This window comes from Bacillus sp. N3378-2at, assembly GCF_033412715.1.
In the GTDB taxonomy this organism is placed as follows: domain Bacteria; phylum Bacillota; class Bacilli; order Bacillales; family Bacillaceae; genus Bacillus; species Bacillus subtilis.
This window is the reverse complement of record NZ_CP117986.1, coordinates 2786605-2805415: the sequence shown is the minus strand read 5'-3', so window position 1 is coordinate 2805415 and position 18811 is coordinate 2786605. Positions and strand designations below refer to the sequence as shown.

20 protein-coding genes and 4 pseudogenes are annotated in these 18811 nt (G+C 41.4%); 12 read left to right on the top strand and 12 right to left on the bottom strand.

The window, feature by feature from the left end:
* Nucleotides 1–175: 175 nt before the first annotated feature.
* Complete coding sequence (locus PUN35_RS15115; RefSeq protein WP_003226909.1) at nt 176–325, bottom strand: hypothetical protein; 150 nt, start codon at nt 323–325, stop codon at nt 176–178.
* 145 nt (nt 326–470) lie between these two features.
* On the opposite strand from PUN35_RS15115, the pseudogene cotF reads away from it, so the two are divergent.
* Nucleotides 471–953, top strand: a pseudogene (gene cotF / locus PUN35_RS15110) (spore coat protein CotF).
* A 31-nt stretch (nt 954–984) separates the two neighbouring features.
* Here cotF and hypR read toward each other — a convergent pair.
* Nucleotides 985–1362 (bottom strand): transcriptional regulator HypR, encoded by a 378-nt coding sequence (gene hypR, locus PUN35_RS15105; protein ID WP_014478546.1) that lies wholly within the window; start codon nt 1360–1362, stop codon nt 985–987.
* 205 nt (nt 1363–1567) lie between these two features.
* Between hypR and PUN35_RS15100 the strand changes: the two genes are divergently transcribed.
* On the top strand, nt 1568–2497 hold the full coding sequence (locus PUN35_RS15100; RefSeq protein ID WP_014481484.1) for a manganese-dependent inorganic pyrophosphatase: 930 nt from the start codon (nt 1568–1570) through the stop codon (nt 2495–2497).
* Between the two features lie 32 nt (nt 2498–2529).
* On the opposite strand, the gene PUN35_RS15095 is transcribed toward PUN35_RS15100, so the two are convergent.
* Together PUN35_RS15095 and PUN35_RS15090 are read right to left on the bottom strand one after the other, a co-directional pair.
* Complete coding sequence (locus tag PUN35_RS15095; protein WP_014481485.1) at nt 2530–2976, bottom strand: DUF6376 family protein; 447 nt, start codon at nt 2974–2976, stop codon at nt 2530–2532.
* An 11-nt stretch (nt 2977–2987) separates the two neighbouring features.
* A complete protein-coding gene (locus PUN35_RS15090; protein ID WP_003226899.1) occupies nt 2988–3308 on the bottom strand; it encodes a hypothetical protein in 321 nt (106 codons plus the stop codon).
* Between the two features lie 100 nt (nt 3309–3408).
* Between PUN35_RS15090 and PUN35_RS15085 the strand changes: the two genes are divergently transcribed.
* Nucleotides 3409–4719 carry an MFS transporter gene (locus tag PUN35_RS15085; RefSeq protein ID WP_014478548.1) on the top strand — a complete coding sequence of 437 codons (1311 nt, stop codon included), beginning with the start codon at nt 3409–3411 and terminating at the stop codon, nt 4717–4719.
* Nucleotides 4720–4879: 160 nt separating this feature from the next.
* The gene (locus tag PUN35_RS15080; protein ID WP_014481488.1) at nt 4880–5614 is read left to right on the top strand and encodes a MerR family transcriptional regulator; all 735 of its coding nucleotides are present in this window, start codon (nt 4880–4882) and stop codon (nt 5612–5614) included.
* A 37-nt stretch (nt 5615–5651) separates the two neighbouring features.
* On the opposite strand, the gene PUN35_RS15075 is transcribed toward PUN35_RS15080, so the two are convergent.
* Nucleotides 5652–6440, bottom strand: coding sequence for a hypothetical protein (locus PUN35_RS15075; protein WP_014481489.1), 789 nt, complete (start codon nt 6438–6440; stop codon nt 5652–5654).
* Between the two features lie 67 nt (nt 6441–6507).
* Nucleotides 6508–6897 carry a YybH family protein gene (locus PUN35_RS15070; protein WP_014481490.1) on the bottom strand — a complete coding sequence of 130 codons (390 nt, stop codon included), beginning with the start codon at nt 6895–6897 and terminating at the stop codon, nt 6508–6510.
* Nucleotides 6898–7042: 145 nt separating this feature from the next.
* Here PUN35_RS15070 and PUN35_RS15065 point away from each other — a divergent pair, with 145 nt between their 5' ends.
* On the top strand, nt 7043–7882 hold the full coding sequence (locus PUN35_RS15065; RefSeq protein WP_014481491.1) for a pentapeptide repeat-containing protein: 840 nt from the start codon (nt 7043–7045) through the stop codon (nt 7880–7882).
* Nucleotides 7883–7917: 35 nt separating this feature from the next.
* On the opposite strand, the pseudogene PUN35_RS15060 reads toward PUN35_RS15065, so the two are convergent.
* The 3 genes and pseudogenes from PUN35_RS15060 to PUN35_RS15050 all read right to left on the bottom strand — a co-directional run.
* Nucleotides 7918–8547: pseudogene (locus PUN35_RS15060) on the bottom strand (MFS transporter); the annotation flags it as partial.
* Nucleotides 8548–8549: 2 nt separating this feature from the next.
* Nucleotides 8550–8992, bottom strand: a pseudogene (locus PUN35_RS15055) (MBL fold metallo-hydrolase); the annotation flags it as partial.
* Between the two features lie 129 nt (nt 8993–9121).
* A complete protein-coding gene (locus PUN35_RS15050; RefSeq protein WP_003226875.1) occupies nt 9122–9574 on the bottom strand; it encodes a MarR family transcriptional regulator in 453 nt (150 codons plus the stop codon).
* Between the two features lie 119 nt (nt 9575–9693).
* Between PUN35_RS15050 and PUN35_RS15045 the strand changes: the two genes are divergently transcribed.
* A complete protein-coding gene (locus PUN35_RS15045) occupies nt 9694–10140 on the top strand; it encodes a GNAT family N-acetyltransferase (RefSeq protein ID WP_014481495.1) in 447 nt (148 codons plus the stop codon).
* The gene (locus tag PUN35_RS15040; RefSeq protein WP_014481496.1) at nt 10137–10739 is read left to right on the top strand and encodes a YczE/YyaS/YitT family protein; all 603 of its coding nucleotides are present in this window, start codon (nt 10137–10139) and stop codon (nt 10737–10739) included. Before PUN35_RS15045 ends, PUN35_RS15040 begins: the two co-directional genes overlap by 4 nt.
* Nucleotides 10740–10804: 65 nt before the next feature.
* Here PUN35_RS15040 and satA read toward each other — a convergent pair whose 3' ends face one another.
* Nucleotides 10805–11326, bottom strand: coding sequence for a streptothricin N-acetyltransferase SatA (gene satA, locus PUN35_RS15035; RefSeq protein ID WP_014481497.1), 522 nt, complete (start codon nt 11324–11326; stop codon nt 10805–10807).
* A 408-nt stretch (nt 11327–11734) separates the two neighbouring features.
* Here satA and PUN35_RS15030 point away from each other — a divergent pair, with 408 nt between their 5' ends.
* From PUN35_RS15030 to PUN35_RS15020, 3 genes and pseudogenes are all read left to right on the top strand, one after another.
* On the top strand, nt 11735–12091 hold the full coding sequence (locus PUN35_RS15030) for an MmcQ/YjbR family DNA-binding protein (RefSeq protein ID WP_003226867.1): 357 nt from the start codon (nt 11735–11737) through the stop codon (nt 12089–12091).
* A 159-nt stretch (nt 12092–12250) separates the two neighbouring features.
* A complete protein-coding gene (locus PUN35_RS15025; protein ID WP_014481498.1) occupies nt 12251–12817 on the top strand; it encodes a dihydrofolate reductase family protein in 567 nt (188 codons plus the stop codon).
* A gap of 270 nt (nt 12818–13087) precedes the next feature.
* Nucleotides 13088–13267 (top strand): annotated as a pseudogene (locus tag PUN35_RS15020) (DUF255 domain-containing protein); the annotation flags it as partial.
* A gap of 296 nt (nt 13268–13563) precedes the next feature.
* Here PUN35_RS15020 and PUN35_RS15015 read toward each other — a convergent pair.
* The gene (locus PUN35_RS15015; RefSeq protein ID WP_006640009.1) at nt 13564–14013 is read right to left on the bottom strand and encodes an AraC family transcriptional regulator; all 450 of its coding nucleotides are present in this window, start codon (nt 14011–14013) and stop codon (nt 13564–13566) included.
* 235 nt (nt 14014–14248) lie between these two features.
* Between PUN35_RS15015 and PUN35_RS15010 the strand changes: the two genes are divergently transcribed.
* Nucleotides 14249–16318 carry a thioredoxin domain-containing protein gene (locus PUN35_RS15010; protein WP_033882018.1) on the top strand — a complete coding sequence of 690 codons (2070 nt, stop codon included), beginning with the start codon at nt 14249–14251 and terminating at the stop codon, nt 16316–16318.
* Here PUN35_RS15010 and PUN35_RS15005 read toward each other — a convergent pair.
* Nucleotides 16315–17214 carry a CPBP family intramembrane glutamic endopeptidase gene (locus tag PUN35_RS15005; RefSeq protein ID WP_015250787.1) on the bottom strand — a complete coding sequence of 300 codons (900 nt, stop codon included), beginning with the start codon at nt 17212–17214 and terminating at the stop codon, nt 16315–16317. The two genes, PUN35_RS15010 and PUN35_RS15005, sit on opposite strands and share 4 nt — an antisense overlap.
* A 225-nt stretch (nt 17215–17439) precedes the next feature.
* Between PUN35_RS15005 and PUN35_RS15000 the strand changes: the two genes are divergently transcribed.
* Nucleotides 17440–18795, top strand: a complete 1356-nt coding sequence (locus PUN35_RS15000; protein WP_014481501.1) for an MFS transporter — start codon at nt 17440–17442, stop codon at nt 18793–18795.
* Nucleotides 18796–18811 lie beyond the last annotated feature (16 nt).

The following is an 18811-nucleotide window of genomic DNA, read 5'->3' as shown; positions in this document are numbered from 1 at the left end:
AACGACTGCTCTTTTTCATCGCTGCAACATACGTTACACCGAATGTTTTTATATCATCTCTAAATTTTACTTTTATATTTTAACATAAGTCCAAATCGTAAGTAAAATGACGCTAATGTTTCATGTGAAACATGAAAAATGAAAAGACATTCTTTGAAAAGAATGCCCATCACAATTAATGTTTATCATCCATAAAGCCAGAAGATTCCTTGTTTTTCTTTTTAGTTTTTCTGACATACATAAAAATTAAGATCACCAGTAAAAGGGTTGTTGCTTGCAGAACGCCGCTGCTAAACAAGAAAAAGTTCTTTATCATGTCCCACATTGTGTTTCACCTCTTTGTGCATGTTCTCAACCCGTATCCTATATAAGGTGAATTTCCCTTTTTAAAAACTTCAAAACATCATGAACAACATTGAGCATTGGGCATATGCTGATATGGAATCTGATCGATAAAGGAGAATTTTCACATGGATGAACGCAGAACATTGGCTTGGCATGAAACATTAGAAATGCACGAGCTGGTTGCTTTTCAATCAAACGGACTCATTAAACTGAAGAAAATGATAAGAGAAGTAAAAGACCCTTAGCTCAGACAGCTTTATAACGTGTCTATTCAGGGTGTTGAGCAAAATTTGAGAGAGCTTCTTCCGTTCTTTCCACAGGCTCCGCACAGAGAAGATGAGGAAGAAGAACGCGCAGATAACCCATTTTACAGCGGTGACCTGCTCGGTTTTGCTAAAACATCTGTCCGCAGCTATGCCATCGCAATTACAGAAACAGCAACACCTCAATTAAGAAACGTACTGGTCAAACAGCTGAATGCTGCCATCCAGCTGCACGCCCATGTTTATCGATACATGTATCAGCATGGATATTATCCGTCTTACAACCTTTCTGAACTGTTGAAAAACGATGTCAGAAACGCCAACAGAGCCATTTCAATGAAATAAAACAAGCAGCAAAGGAGTTTTCCCTTTGCTGCTATTTCTGCTGATCCTTCAGTAAGCCGTTCGAACGATAAGATTCCAGCACGTCTCTGTTGGATTCTCCCCATTCTTTCATTTGCAAAACAATCGGTTCAAGCGTTCGCCCGAATTCCGTCAGAGAGTACTCAACCTTGGGCGGCACCTGTTGATAAACCTCACGATGCACGATGCCGTCCGCTTCCAGCTCCCTCAGCTGAAGAGTAAGCATTCTTTGAGTAATACTCGGGCAGATTCGCCGAAACTCATTAAATCGTTTCTTGCCATCTATCATGTGATAAAAAAGAATTCCTTTCCACTTTCCGCCAATGACATCTAGAGTAAATTCAACTGGACAGCCTTCTTTGTTCGGGTATATATTCTTTTTTCCACTCATTCTTGACCCTCCAATAGTACCTTTTTTGATACTACATTACATTTTGCAACTAAGCTACCCAGTATTTTACACACCTTTTCTCCTTAGCTCAAAGAAAATGCTTCTTATTCACATCAATTTTTAAGGGTTTGCATGATTACACCTGCAGCAAGACGTGTTAAACTATATAAAGATTACACTACTTAAAAAAAGGATAGGAGCTATCATGGAAAAGATACTTATTTTCGGACACCAAAACCCAGACACAGATACGATTTGTTCTGCGATCGCTTATGCTGATTTGAAAAACAAACTCGGCTTCAATGCTGAGCCTGTCCGCCTCGGACAAGTCAACGGCGAAACACAATACGCGCTTGACTATTTCAAACAAGAAAGCCCGCGTCTTGTTGAAACAGCTGCAAACGAAGTAAACGGCGTTATCCTGGTTGACCATAACGAACGCCAGCAAAGCATCAAAGACATTGAAGAGGTTCAGGTTTTAGAGGTTATCGACCATCACCGCATCGCTAACTTTGAAACAGCTGAGCCGCTTTACTATCGTGCTGAGCCTGTAGGCTGTACGGCTACCATCTTAAACAAAATGTACAAAGAGAATAACGTGAAAATCGAGAAAGAAATTGCCGGCCTTATGCTGTCTGCGATCATTTCTGATTCCCTGTTATTTAAATCTCCAACTTGCACGGACCAAGACGTAGCAGCAGCAAAAGAGCTTGCGGAGATCGCTGGAGTAAATGCTGAAGAATACGGCTTGAACATGCTGAAAGCAGGCGCTGATCTAAGCAAAAAAACAGTGGAAGAGCTCATTTCTCTTGATGCGAAAGAATTTACACTCGGCAGCAAGAAAGTCGAAATCGCACAAGTAAACACAGTGGACATTGAAGATGTAAAAAAACGCCAAGCTGAATTAGAAGCTGTGATCTCAAAAGTTGTGGCTGAGAAGAATCTTGATCTGTTCCTTCTCGTTATCACAGATATCTTAGAAAATGATTCACTTGCTCTTGCAATCGGTAACGAAGCAGCGAAAGTGGAAAAAGCGTTCAACGTTACATTAGAAAACAACACAGCCCTCTTAAAAGGCGTTGTTTCCCGTAAAAAACAAGTCGTTCCTGTCTTAACAGACGCAATGGCTGAATAAGCAAAAAGCATCCCGCGTCGGGATGCTTTTTCTTATTCACCCAGCTTCTCAATTTGTCCCATCACATCAGTAATTTGCTTTGCGTTTTGGACCAGGTCTGACTGCTCCAATTCTTTAAGCGATACCTTGCCTTCCTCGGCTTGTTTCAACACATCTTCAGCGCTTTTCTGCAAGGTTTCGTTATGTTCCTGAATGGTTTGATGAATCTCCGCTGCGGCATCAGGCGGCGTTAATTCATTAAAATCAGCGGCAGCCTTCTGAATCGACTCAAGCTGCGTTTCAAGTTTTTCTTTCGCCTCGGTGTCATTTACAGCTTTCTCAGCCAATTCAGGCGCTTCCTCTGCAAATGTCTTCACCTTCTCCACATAACCAGCTGCTTCACTCGTATAGTTCAATCCGTCGTTCACCTGATCAAGCATGCCGCATCCGCCTGCACTCAAAAGTCCCACTCCGGCAAGTACTGTCAAAATGATCTTCATCTTCAGCCCCCTCATCGTTTCTTTTTCATTTTTTCTTTTAAGATCGGAATTAATTTCTCTTTCGCTAACGGCAGCCCTTTCCTCACCAATTCACGCTTCAGCCACTTTTTCAGCTTAGACATTCTGATGCTCCTCTCCCTTTTTGATAAAAATGAAAAAACTCCACCAATTTGGTGAAGTTCCTGAAACAAAAAGACCTTCACCAAATCAGATTTGGCAAAGGTCTCGCTAACAATGAGATTGCCAGCAAAGCCGAGGACACCTTGTCCCGTAATGACGACTTTACTGTGAAAGCTACTCCCCTTTGGAGTGTTCATTTTTATTACTTTCATTCTAAAGCACCGATCTGTTCCAGTCAAATTCCTGCCGTTTATATAAAAGCGCGCTGTGGTATTTAAAATTTGAATGGTTTTTCTATCAGGAGATCATGCTATGACAGAGGAGGTTTTCATCATGAGTCAAGAGCGCGTGAAACGGCCTGGGCATACCAGATGGTACATATCTTCGTTACTTAGCGGCATTATTATTCTTAATTATTTTGACCGAGTGGCCATCTCGGTAGCGGCCCCTGCGATACAAGATTCGTTTCACCTTACTGCAACTGAACTCGGCATCGTGTTTTCCATTTACACCTATTCCTATACACTGATGCAGCTGCCTGTCGGAAGTTTGCTGGACCGTTTTGGGGTCGCATGGGTCACGAGGGTTGGAATGACAATATGGAGCTTTTTAACGATCCTTCTTGCTTTTTTGCAAGGAAAATTGCTGTTGTATCTGTTCCGGTTTCTCATTGGGCTGACGAGCGCCTCTGCGTTCCCTGCTGCCTCTAAAGCAACCGCTCTCTGGTTTCCTCCAAGTGAGCGGGGATTGGCAAACTCACTGTTCGATTCGGCCGCCAAGTTTTCAAATGTAATCGGCGCGCCATTGGTCGCCTTTCTTGTCACAACATTTGACTGGCGTGTCGCTTTTTTGACGATTGGATGCATCAATGTGCTGTTTACGATCTTTTTCTGGCAGTATTATGAACAGCCTGAACGGCACAAACGTATTTCTAAAAGTGAACTAAACTATATTCAAAAACACAATGCCATTACAACAGAGCAAATCCCTTACAAAACGGGCCCGCTTTTAAAAAAGCTTTTCACCAATCGGAAAGTATGGGGCTTAATGATCGGATTTACAGGGTACGGGTATACATTCAACCTGCTGCTCACCTGGCTTCCGACTTTCTTTAAACATACATACGGTATGGATCTCATGTCGTCCGGTTTATTTACGGCAGTGCCGTGGCTGATCTCAACCATTTCCGGAATTGCCGTCGGCGGCTGGCTCGTCGATTATTTTATTAAGAAAGGCTATCCTAACACCAAGGTGTACCGAACCGTAATCATAGTCGGAATGAGCTTTGGCTTTTTCTTTTTAGGCTCCATTCTGACGAACAATATTACCGTAGCCATTATTTGCATTTCCATCGGACTCGCCGGAATTTCAGCAACCGCTCCGGTCGGCTGGTCCATCTCCGCAGAACTCGCGCCGATCGGTTCCGTATCCATGCTGAGCTCCATGGTGAATCTCGCAAATAACCTGTTCGGAGGCATTATTGCTGCGTCACTGACAGGGTATTTGTTTGATGTGACAGGCTCCTTTACCCTCAGCTTTCTGGTAGCTGGTTTTGTGCTGTTGCTGGGATTGGTTTTTTATGTGTTTGTATTAGGAGATGTAAAACGAATTAAACTGGAATAAAGAGTGCTTGCTGAAAAGCACTCTTTTCTTTGAATCCGCCAGGTGTTATTTTCTTTCTCCCAACATTCACTAGGCTGTTCTCAGACGAAAACACCACCATTTTATCCTTGACTCCAACCAAAGGTAAGGCCTCATAGTGAAAGAAGAAAGGAGGAGTCAGATGGTGAAATTAACAGTAAAAGAACTATCCAATATTGCGAATGTCACAATCAAAACGCTTTATCATTACCACAAAATCGGCTTGCTCCCAAAGGAAATAAGCGAAGCCGGATATCGGTACTATGGTGCTGACGAACTAAAAAGACTGCAGGAAATCCTTTTTTACAAAGAATTAGATATTCCTTTGTCAGAAATCAAAAGATTATTAAATGAGGATGCTGAAAGAACAAGTACATTAGAAAAACAAAAAAAGCTGTTTGAAAAGAAAATTGAAAAGTATCAGCGTCTCATTCAAACAGTCAACACATCTTTAGAATACACGAGAAAAGGTGAAAACATGGATCATAAGGTAATGTTTAAAGGATTTGAAAGCGCTGAAGAATGGAAACAATCTTTAGCAGAACAAAATGGGTATTTAAAAGAGCGTTACGATTTTGAATTGGATACACATACAATCAATGTCGATGAAATGAACAAAATGGCAATAGAGGCTAAACATTTTCTTGATAGGATGGCTGATTTTTTAAGAAATGGTGTAACGTATCATGACCCTTCCGTGCAAGAGCATGTCATGAATCATCTTAAGTTCCTAAATCAGAACGGGCATCCGACAAGTAAAGAAGACTACGTAAAACAAACACGTTTTTTTATGCAAGATGATTTCCATAGAGGAATGTTAGAAGAGCAGCAAGCCGGTTTATCTTATTATTTGGTTGTCGTTGCAGAACACCTGTAGTGTTTTGTCACCCTTTATAGGGTGACAGCCATCAGGATTACGAGACAGCCCCGCCAACAATCGAAACATTCTGCCGGTCAACGGCAAAACGCCGTCCGTTCCATTTTAATACGGTTTGAACATATCCCAATGAGTCGGCGTTATACCTTCCCGCTATCCGCTGGTACGCCAATAATTCGTATACGCCGTCTCTGTCAAAATCAACCGGATACAAGCCCGATAAAGGATTCACCCATCCTTCTATCGGCATTTTTAACACACCTTGGCTGTTATAAATCTCATTCAAATATTCCCTGCCTTTGTAAGTAAGGTCGAGGATATACGTTTCGTTTTGCTGATGACTGATGACGCTCGCTTTATATTGATTTTGATACCTCACACTGTACTTTATTTCATCATTCAATACATCTGAATTGAAAATTCGCCGGAACTGCCTGTTTAGATAGGCAAACACGTATGCATAAATAGCACCGCCGCTTCCCCCTGTGTCCATTACCACTGCCACATCCTCAATCTTGTCGCCTGTCATATCCCCCAGAAAAAGTGACGGATTGTATCCCATATTGTTTTGAAGCTGAATCTGCTGCTCCTGATGGGTTCTGCCATCACGGATCACCAATGTGATATTTCTCCATAACGGGCTGCCGGGCATTTGATTTCCAGTTAGAAAGACCTCGTCAATAACGCCGTCTCCCGTTACATCGCCGCGAGTAGATGCAATGATTGCACGTGAGGAGACAGGCTGCCGAAATACGTATGGATGTTGAACAAGTCCTCTGCTTTCATAAAACCAATAAGGAGCCATTCTGATGTCATACACATTCAATTGTGTCACCTTCCCTAATCAGCTGAATGAATCATTATATGCAGGTATGGCACATCAAAGACATATCTTACACACCAATTAAATCCGTACCATATGAGTTATCGATTACACAAAGCCACTCGCCTTGCGCATTCTTCTTAAATACATAGGTCGCCCTTCTTTCCATCGCATACTCGGAGTCCTTTTTATCCGAATCAAGCAGTGTCTGAGAAAGGACGAGTACCGTGTCACCTGCTTCCAACAGGATCATTTCCCCTTGTCTCGGCACAATATGATGATTGAAATCGTTCGCAATCGTGATAAACGCTTTTTTGATTTCTTCTTTGCCTCGCGCGATCATGCCGGGCTTCACGACTAAAACGGCATCTTCCGAATAATAATTCATCAGTGTATCAAAATCTTCATTTTGGATTGCCAAATCACACGCAGAGATGATGTCTTTCAATTGCTGTTCCAAATGAATTCCCCCAATCATCATGATTGGATATATTATACATCGCTAGACCACTGAAACCTTGAAAACAAAATGAAAAGTATCCTTTTTTCCTATATAATCAAATAGATATATTTAACAAAGTACCCAAGTGAAGGGGTGAACATTATTGTCTGCGGAAGTAACGTTACATGACAATATACATCATGATTTAAGTGCGGATTGCCAGCACTGTTTTGGCCTGTGCTGTGTCGCCTTGCCTTATGCGAAGTCGGCAGATTTTGCTTTTGATAAAGACGGGGGCACGCCTTGCCGCAACTTACAATCAAACTATCAATGTTCTATACATAAAGATCTCAGAGAAAAAGGATTTCGAGGCTGCTCTGCATATGAATGCTTTGGCGCCGGCCAAAAAGTATCCCAAATCACTTATGAGGGAAAGGATTGGCGAAACTGCCCCGAAACGGCCAACCAGATGTTTGACGTTTTTCCTATCATGCAGCAGCTGCACGAAATGCTCTGGTATTTACATGAAGCTCTTTCTATAGATATAGCCAAGCCGATTCATTCTGAACTGAGAACCACTTTCGAAAAAATAGAAAGGCTCACCAGACTCAGCAAAGAACGATTGCTGACACTGCAGGTGGACGAGCATCGAGCTGAGGTCAATGAATGGCTGTTAAAAACAAGTGAGCTGGTGCGTGCCCAAGCCCGCCATCCAAAACTCCCGAAAAAGGTCAGCCGGGGAAGTGTCCTGATCGGCGCGAAACTGAAAGGGCTTGATCTGCGAGGAGCAAATCTAAGAGGGGCGCTGCTCATAGCCGCCGATCTGAGAAATGCCGATTTGAGAATGACAGACTTTATCGGTGCAGATATGAGAGACGCTGATCTCAGCGGCGCCGACCTGACCGGGAGCATCTTTCTGACACAGGCACAGGTGAACGCCGCCAACGGCGATTCGAACACAAAGCTGCCGCTGTCTGTACGAATCCCTGCCCATTGGAAATAAAAAAGGACTCCGCTAACGGTCCTTTTTTGCTGTCATCAATTGAATCCTTTTTCGTTGCTTTTATCCGGCATTTTCGCACTTCTTGCCAAGTATCCCGACAGCCATAGCGCAATCAGCAGCATGAAGGTGATCATACCGACAACGCCCAGCCAGTGAAAACCAGACCAGAATAGCCCTCCGATTGTTCTGAAAACACTTGAACCGGCGTAATAAAAGAACAAATACAGCGATGAAGCCTGTGCTTTGTTGTGAAGGGCTCTCCTGCCCACCCAGCTGCTGGCAACTGAATGCCCTCCGAAAAAACCGAATGTAAAGAGGGCAATCCCCAGAATTTTCACTGCCAGCATATTGTTTATCGTAAATAACGCACCTGCAATGACGATGAAAATATTCATCACCAATATTTTCGGATAGCCATACCGATCAACCATTCTTCCAATGAAAGACGAGCTGAAAATGCCTACAATCATCACAATAAAGATCCAGCTGGAAAATGCTTTATTAAGCGAATACGGCGGGCCCAACAGCACATACACAATGTAATTAAACAAGGCAACATTGCTTCCAAGCAGCAAAAAAACAATGAGAAACAAGCTGAATAGTTTACGGTCCCTCAAGTGGCCGATCAGAGACATTCCCAATTTCCCGAGCTTCAATTTTCTTGGTTATGATCATACACGACATGCCCCGGAGAATGACCAGGTGTTAAATAGTATTTCAGAGGCAGGTGAGCAAGCGTTGCTCCGTCAGCGGCTGGACAATATGGGCTACCCCTGTGTTCTCCACTTCATTTTTGTTCGGATATGGCTCTTCCCCATTGATGTACTTTAGTTCTTTCTGGTGCGCAAAAATCGGAATATCAAATCTCTCTAACCATTTTGATGCACCTCCGATATGATCACTGTGGCCATGGGTAAGCAAAATGGCTTTTGGATTGCCGATCACTAACGCTGCCCTAATTTGAGCATCAGCAAAACGTTCTATACCCGTATCAACAATATAAACATCATCACCATCTTTGATAAACCAGGTATGAACCGGAATCCGAAGAGGCACATCAAGCTCAAATTCACATTGATAGACATGTTCTGATAGTTGTCTCAAGTTCACGCAAACCACTCCCTTTGGAGATTTTTGATAGTTCAAAAGAAAACAGAAGTGAACGGCCAGCGGACTGGAATTCTTGAGGAGGAGACGCCGATTTTCGCCAGCATCAGCTCGACTTGTTAACGTTGTCCATTAATAATCCCTTTTGTTCCCCTTCTTCACATATTCCCAATCACGTTCTATATTCTTCCTCACTCTATGAAGGAGTGCAGAAATGGTTTCCTTTTCCTCTGAAGTAAAACCGGACAAGGCTACTTCCGTGGAATGTTCTCCTTCTCTTCTTAACAATGGATATACCTTTTTCCCTTTCTCAGTCGGGAACAGTTTTTTTATTTTTTTATTTTGCTCATCCGGCAATTTTTGAATAAATCCCTGCATTTCCAGCTTCTTAATGGCCCGCGCGGCCGTTGTCCGGTCCACTTTTATCATTTCCGCCAATTTTTCTTGAATAATTCCCGGATTTTCGTATATACGTACGAGATAGAGATACTGCCCTCTTGTTAAGTCCAAATCTTTAAATTCGATGTTGCTTATGGAATCCAACGCTCTTGCTATCATGCCGATCTCACGCAAAATATCATTCATTCCTAAAACCCCTCACGTACTTTTGTTGCAATTACAACAAAAATGTTTTAACCTTACTATAATAAGACCACATGCATGCTGTACAGTCCAGACTAATATCAGAAAAGGATTGATTCATAATGAATATAAAAAGAATAACAACTGAAGCTGATTTACATGAAGCTTTGAATATTAGAAAGACGGTTTTCATTGAGGAGCAACATGTATCGGAATCCGAAGAGTTCGATGAATTTGATACGCTCCAGGAACAATGCCAGCATGTCTTGGTATATCATGAGAATCAGCCTGTCGGCACGGGCCGTGTGCGCATCGTTGGCCATACAGCAAAGCTGGAAAGAATCTGCATCCTAAAACCTTACCGTAAGTACGGATTGGGGAAAGTCATCGTAAGCGGGTTAGAAGAAATCATAAAAGAAAAAGGATTGACTGCATGTAAGCTGCATGGTCAAACACAAGCAGCAGGCTTTTATCAAAAACTGGGCTACCAGATTTCTTCACAGGCATTTATGGAAGACGGCATCCCTCATGTCTTGATGACAAAAGACATATCGCGGAATATAACATGAAATATATTTTTTACGGATTAGGCATACTCATATTAAGTTTGGGCATTTCCTTAACCATACAATCAGGACTGGGCACATCACCCTTCGATGCCCTTTTGGTTGGTCTGTCAAAAGAAATCGGTCTTACCGTAGGGAGCTGGGAGGTCCTTATTTCTGTGATCCTCTTAATCTGCAACGCTATATTAACGAGAAAAAAACCTATTTTGCTAGGCTTAATTACAGCATTCATTACTGGAATAGGCATTGACCTATGGTTGTTTGTTGTAAAAAACACCCTCTATCTAAACGCGTTGTTAAGCAAACTGCTTTGTTTCGGAATTGGTTTGGTGCTCATCGGTCTTGGAACAGCCATCTATCTTCAGACGAAATTCGCATCAACGCCCATCGATCATTTAACACTTATTATCCGAGATCTCTCCAAAAGAACAATCTTGTTTTCAAGAACATTGGTATATGCTCTTTTCTTAGTATTAGCAATTGTCTTTAGAGGTCCTATCGGCATTGGAACCCTTTTAACCGTCTGTTTAGGAGGAATGATCCTTCACGTTTTTATGCCTATTGTGGAAAGACACCTCTTATCAAAAAAAAGAAGGGGTTAAAAAATCTCTTCTTTGAAAAAACGACACGCAAAACAAGCTTCGTTTCGTTCAAATTTTATGATGAATTAAAATTTATAGTACCAAAAAATCGCAATTTCATTTGCTGTTGGAAGGTTGGAATAAAGCATCGTATCAACTGCACCTATTATAAAGTGATGTTTGGCATAAAAACGACAAGCTGAAACATTAATATCTTGTGTTTCAAGCATAAGACCACAAAAACGATTCTCCTTTGCCCACTCAATCGCTTTATGTAATAATGCTGTTCCAACGCCTTTTTGTCTATAGTCTTTTGCAACGGCAATGTCCTCTATTAGTGCATACCCATTCCAGTTAGAACGAATCTTAATCCGGCCGATGCAGTTGTTTTCAACATAATATAAAAAGACAACCTTCCCTTCATCTTCAATATAACTAACATCCATTTCATCATCTTCATATTGTTTAAAATAAGGTTTAGAAAATCGTTCCTCAGTATATGTCCAAACACCGTTTTCAAAAGTAGGTATCATTCTCCCAAAAACAACGAAAGGTTCGTTTGGTTTATTGAAATCTTTCAAATTCATTTGAGTCATTTTCTTGATCATATCAATCCCCTCCTAAACGAGATTATATTAGCATACTCGTTTCGATCGATAACAGCTTCCAAAAGGGCACTCTTTAAAAGAACAGCATCCATTACCTTTTATATATAGCGATTTTTCTATTTCACTGTCTTAATGGGGTATTTCAACAGAGGCTTGTGGTACAGTAAAAAGGAATAGAAACAAGAGAAAAGAAGATGAACCTATGCCCACTAACAATAAACTCAATGAGAAATATCATACTTCCTTCAACTCGCCCACAACCCTGTTGACTAGTATCCGTGGAGAGAGGAAGCTTTGACACAGCTTCTGCCATTGATGACATCTCTATTGAAGTATCCAAAGGACAACCAAGGATCGCTCTTTGACTTTTTCAAGAAGAAAGTAGAGTGAATAAAGGAGTGATTGAGTATGTTAACAAGAGAAGATATCTTTAAACACGTCAAAGAAAAATACGGTACATCGCCTGATTACCCGTGGGTGAAATACCCAAACTATGCTTCTTTGAGACATACATCAAACAAAAAATGGTACGGTCTTATCATGAATGTTCTCCCAGAAAAATTAGGCTTGGATGGTCATGGCGAAATAGATATTCTAAATCTAAAATGTCCCCCTGAAATAAGTGATAGCTTAAGAAACGGGGAAAATATCTTACCCGGATATCATATGGATAAGGAACATTGGATTTCAATTGTTTTAGAACGGACAGATCCAGAAGGCGAAATCTATAACTTAATCGAGCAGAGCTTTCATTTAACCAAGTGAAGATAAAGAGTGTTCCGGCTAATCAAGCTGCGAAAAGTAGTGGGCACTTTCATTTTAGGATACTGTTCTTCACTCAGTCCATAAACGCAACTTAGTCTATCTGGTGCGAGAGTGGGAGAAGAATTTCTACCAACTTCTTATGGAAAAGGATGAATAGTTATGACAAATAACTTAAAACAGAGAAGAATCATTTTAGATTTAGCAGTTACTTTAGATGGTTTTATTGAAGGGAAAAATGGAGAAGTTGATTGGTGCATTATGGACCCTGATATGGGGTTTACTGATTTCTTAAATCAAATTGATACTATTTTATATAGCAGAAAAAGCTACGATTTATGGGGACAATATATTCCAAAAGATGAAGACCCTGATACAGAAAAGGAACTTTGGAAATTGGTTCATAGTAAAAAGAAATATGTTTTTTCCAGAACACAAAATGAGATTGATAATCAAGCCATATTTATAAATGATAATATTCTTGAAGAAGTAAATAAATTGAAGAAAAAGTCTGGCAAAGACATCTGGCTATATGGTGGAGCGAGTCTCATTACAACTTTTATAAATTTGGGGCTTGTTGATGAATTTAGATTATCTATTCACCCTGTTGTTTTGGGAGAAGGAAAACCGTTGTTTATTGATGTAAAACAGAGGATAAATTTAAAAATGGTGAATACAAGAACATTTTCCTCTGGCGTTGTGCAAATCGTTTATCATTGGAATGGCTAAAAAAATCTTTCCCTCCAAAATATACATTGTAAGGTAACACTCGACAGTTATTTTTCTTATTGAACTAAAGGGGGAATCCGATGGGTTCTCCTTAATACTATTGAATTATCAACTTTAACAGAGCTAAAAATATCCATTCTTGTATTAAAAGAAAAGAAGACTGGAAAGGACGCATTAACATAATTAAACATTATAGTATATTTCATTCTCCCTCTTTTAAGTAAATCGGCTAAGTTTTGTGTTTATAAAAAAACGAAAGAAGGTGATCCTATGCCCACTAACAATAAGCCCAATAGATTAATCGCTGAGAAGTCTCCTTATTTACTTCAACATGCTCATAACCCTGTGAATTGGTTCCCTTGGGGAGATGAAGCATTTGAAAAAGCGAAACGCGAAAACAAGCCTGTTCTGGTCAGCATCGGTTATTCGACTTGTCATTGGTGCCATGTCTCTTAAAATAACCACAAAAAGCAACCAGTTTCGGCTGCCTTTTAATAAATTTAATGCAAATTTTTAGAAACCTTAGTTTGAAAACTTTTCTCTAACCTATGACCCTTAATATCTTCCTCAGACATGTCGAAACCCACGCTCAGGATAACGTTCAAGTGGGACCACTGCTTAAACTTCAAACATCACATATGTGTCATTCACTTGTGGTGTTTCAATTGCGGTTAGATCTGAAATACATAGTAGGTCTAATGTTGTCCGCTTTAAATAGAAGGTGGGAAAGAAATGTCCCTGCTTCCTTACTGTATAGGAATTAATATTTCACACAAATGATTATCAATCATTTGTGGAGTATATCTTTCTATAATTGGTTGTTCTCTTATTGATAGATTATTTCTTTCTATCTCAGAAGAAATATTGCCCCAAAAGTCTCTGACTGCCTCTTTTGTATGGTCAAGCAAGAAAACAGCATATTTCCCACCAGAAAATTCTCCAACATGAGCTGGTTTTTTCACATTCAAATCTTTATTTATAACAACACAAACATCATAACGACATTCCTCTTTAGGAGTAATCTCTGGGTTATCTTGCGGTATGCCTAAAATTGTAGAATTATCAAATACATCATTCAATTTTGCCCACTTTTTAAAAGTCTCCATTAATTCTTTGTTTTGCTTTTCACCGTACTCCCCAACATTTCTGAAATAAGCAATCCTTGATTCAGGTAATTCTTCAATAGTTATTTTCAAATTTTAGTCCTCCTTTCTTAGATAAGGTAATTCGATTTAAAATGTTTTTCAAGTTATTTTTTAAAAATATTCTGATTATAATATAGTTTAATTAAGCCATTAGCCACTGTATATTCCGAAGATCCATAAAAAAAAGAAGAGATTACCTCAAAAGGTCTCTTCTTCTTTTTTTTGGTATATTAAATAATGTATAGACAATACTGAATAAAAATTTGTATAGAAAGAAGGTGATTCCATGCCAACTAACAACAAACCCAATAGACTAATCGCTGAGAAGTCTCCTTACTTACTTCAACACGCTCACAATCCTGTTGACTGGCACCCGTGGGGAGAAGAAGCCTTCAACAAAGCAAAAAAAGAAAACAAACCGATATTGGTAAGTATTGGATACAGCTGTTGTCATTGGTGCCACGTTATGGCCCACGAAAGCTTTGAAGATGAAGAAATCGCGCGTCTTCTCAATGAACGGTTTGTGGCGATTAAAGTCGACCGGGAAGAGCGGCCGGATGTGGATTCTGTTTATATGAGAATCTGCCAGCTGATGACCGGGCAGGGCGGCTGGCCGCTGAATGTGTTTATCACGCCTGATCAGAAGCCGTTTTACGCGGGTACATATTTTCCAAAGACGAGCAAATTCAATCGTCCCGGTTTTGTTGATGTGCTTGAGCATCTGTCTGAGACGTTTGCGAACGACCGCGAGCATGTCGAGGATATTGCGGAGAACGCCGCTAAACATTTGCAGACCAAAACAGCCGCCAAATCAGGCGAAGGCCTTAGCGAGTCAGCGATTCACCGGACATTCCAGCAGCTTGCCAGCGGGTTTGATACGATCTACGGCGGTTTCGGGCAGGCACCGAAATTTCCGATGCCCCATATGCTGATGTATTTGCTTCGTTATCATCACAATACGGGGCAGGAGAACGCTTTATACAACGTGACGAAAACGCTGGACAGCATGGCGAATGGCGGCATTTACGATCATATCGGCTATGGGTTCGCCCGCTATTCGACCGATGACGAGTGGCTCGTTCCCCATTTTGAAAAAATGCTGTACGACAATGCGCTGCTGCTGACCGCTTATACAGAAGCCTATCAGGTCACGCAAAACAGCCGCTATAAAGAGATTTGTGAGCAGATCATTACGTTCATTCAGAGGGAAATGACTCATGAAGACGGAAGCTTTTTCTCTGCTTTAGACGCGGATACAGAAGGAGAAGAAGGAAAGTACTACGTGTGGTCAAAGGAAGAAATTCTGAAAACGCTCGGGGACGATCTCGGAACGCTGTATTGCCAAGTGTATGACATCACTGAAGAAGGAAACTTTGAAGGCAAAAATATTCCTAACCTCATTCACACAAAGTGGGAACAAATCAAAGCCGATGCCGGGTTAACCGAAAAAGAGCTCAGTCTCAAACTCGAAGAAGCAAGACAGCAGCTCTTGAAGACACGCGAGGAAAGAACCTATCCGCATGTCGATGATAAAGTGCTTACCTCATGGAACGCGCTGATGATCGCGGGTCTTGCGAAAGCGGCAAAGGTATACCAGGAACCGAAATATCTCAGCCTAGCGAAAGACGCCATCACATTTATTGAAAACAAATTAATCATCGACGGCCGTGTAATGGTCCGATATCGAGACGGCGAAGTGAAAAACAAAGGCTTTATCGACGATTACGCTTTTCTCCTATGGGCTTATCTGGATCTCTATGAAGCTTCGTTTGATCTTTCTTATTTACAAAAAGCGAAGAAACTGACAGACGATATCATCAGCTTATTTTGGGATGAGGAGCATGGCGGATTCTACTTCACCGGACACGATGCAGAAGCCTTAATCGTACGGGAAAAAGAAGTGTACGACGGCGCCGTGCCTTCCGGAAACAGTGTGGCGGCTGTTCAGCTGCTGCGTCTCGGGCAAGTCACAGGCGACTCATCACTAATTGAAAAAGCAGAAACGATGTTTTCCGTGTTCAAGCCAGACATCGACGCGTATCCGAGCGGCCATGCTTTCTTTATGCAAAGTGTATTAAGACATCTGATGCCTAAGAAAGAAATCGTGATTTTTGGAAGTGCAGACGATCCAGCCAGAAAACAAATCATAACAGAGCTCCAAAAAGCCTTTAAGCCTAACGACTCCATTCTGGTAGCAGAGCATCCTGATCAATGCAAAGACATTGCGCCATTCGCGGCAGACTACCGCATCATAGACGGCAAAACAACCGTGTATATTTGTGAAAACTTCGCCTGCCAGCAGCCGACAACGAATATCGAAGAAGCCATCCACACGTTAATAAGCAGCAGGGATTAAGACCCTTGCTGCTTACTTTTTGATTTCTTATGGTACCATAAAGCGATCCCCGCAAACACAAGATTGACCGCTATCGTAAAGAAAGCCTCCCACATCGGGTTCCCCCGCGTAACCGTAAAGAGAGAAGGAATTCCTCCATACACACTGTTTTTTTCTGTAATAAACATACACAAAAACATATTATTCGCGGCATGGGCGCCAAGTGATATTTCGATGCTTCCAGTTTTAATCGTGTAATAGGTCCACACAAAACCAAATGTTAAATACTCAATTCCTGCCCAGACAGCGCCATTGTTCATTTCTGGATTCGCAAAATGCAATACGCCAAACAATCCTCCGACAATCAGTGTCAAAAATAGAGGATTTTTCGTCAATCTCCCGAAAGCTTGAAGCAAAAATCCCCTGAAAAACAGTTCCTCAGCTGATGTCTGAATCGGAACCAAAATGAGGGCAGCCGCTAGCAGCCAGATAAAGCGTGAGGCATTAAACTCCTGCATTGAATAGCTATCAGGATGAATCGCAAAATCAATCAATTGTACGGCGATCATCAGCAAGAAATAAGCAATAAAACCAAAGGAAATTCTCCGCCAATTCATCTTTGAATTTGGTGTAATCACAGTTCGGAAAGGCCGCTTCAAAATAAAGCGCACAGCCAGCCAAACTCCCGGAATGGCGAATAAATAAATCACATGGGACAAATAAAGATCTACGAGAGGATCACTCAGCACAGCTTCATCCAAATCAAACGTGATATTGGGATTCACAATAACCGTGAACAGTATAGCGAAAAGGTAAGCTATATTCCCGAATACATATAACCCTACCATCACCAAAAAAGCGAAAAAATATCTCCACAACGTATTGTTTCCTTCTATAGGACGGATAAATGAATTCATTCCTTCTATGTCTCTTCCTTTCAATGAGAATATTACTATATATTTGCATAAATTGGTCTATGAATCTACTGTTTTGGAAATCTTTTAAGCAAAATTAAAATATAAAGTGTGAATTTAGTTCTTCCATCTAGTGATTTGAACTCTGTTGCCAATGAACCAAGATACTTATAATAGTCCCAAGAGGGGAATTTTCAGTCTTTTCTTACTACTAAAAGGGGGTTTTTTATGAATACGATCTTCAAACAAAAGAATACACATCCTTTCTCAAACGCAGCGAATCGTTTAGACCGCCTTCCGATTTCACGCGTTCATTTCCAAGTGTTAACCGCTCTCGGCATTGTTTATTTCTTTGATCTCGCAGATTTATTTACCCTCAGCAATGTAGCGCCGGCACTGATTGAACATTGGGGCATCCCGCTTTCAACTATTGCTAACGTAACGGCTGCTTCGTTTTTAGGCATGTTTTTAGGCGCTTCACTGGGCGGACGGCTGTCCGATCGAATCGGCCGCAAAAAAGCCTTAAATCTATTTGTCTTTGTTTTCTCAATCGCATCGCTATGCAATGCTGCGGCATGGGACATTCCATCTTTAATGACATTCCGTTTTCTCACCGGATTTGGCGTTGCAGCCGCCATGGTCATTACGAATAGCTATTTGGCGGAATTTTTCCCTTCAAGTGTACGTGGAAAATATATTTCTTTTTGTGCCATGATTGGATTGATCGGGGTGCCGATCACCAACATTGTGTCTGCCTTTGTCATTCCTCTTGGTTCATGGGGATGGAGGCTAGTATTTGTATGGGGTGCCGTCGGCCTTATTTATTTTTTCTTTATTCGACGGCTGGAAGAGTCGCCTCGCTGGCACGAAAATCGCGGGGAATATGCGAAAGCCGATGCGATCCTCAACCGAATTGAGGCACAGGTTGAAAAGGAGAAAGGCCCGCTTCCGGCAGCATCCCAGCCTAAAGTAAGCGAAACTGTTAAGCAGCATGCAGGTTACGCCGGCTTATTGAAAGGCAGAAACCTCAAAATCACCATCGTATTATCAGCTGTATGGATTTTTGAAACGTTTGGGTTTTACGGATTTGCTTCATGGGTTCCAAGCCTGCTAAAAAGCAATGGCGTAACCATGGAAAATACATTATGGTATAACGTATTGCATTCCGTCGGCGCTCCACTTGGCGCACTGCTCGGCTCCATGATTTCCGAAAGATTTCAAAGAAAATGGATTTTAGCTGCGAGTGCGTTTCTGACGGCCATCGCCGGGCTCTTATATGGTATGACTTTTATTCCCATCATGATCATTGTATTTGGTTTTATCGTGAATATCACAGAACGGGTCTTTACCTCGAACTTATACGCCTATACATCTGAACCTTATCCGACTGAATACCGCTCGTCTGGCAGCGGTTTAGCCTATGGTCTTGGCCGTTTTTCAAACATTTTTGGCTCATTGCTTGTCGGATTTATTGCCGTTCAGCTCGGCTATATCAGCGTCTTCTTATTTATTGGGGGCTGCTGGCTCGCTTGCTCCTTGCTGTTAATCTTCTTCGGTCCTAATACGAATGCAAAACAGATTTAAAAAAGTCAGTGCGGAC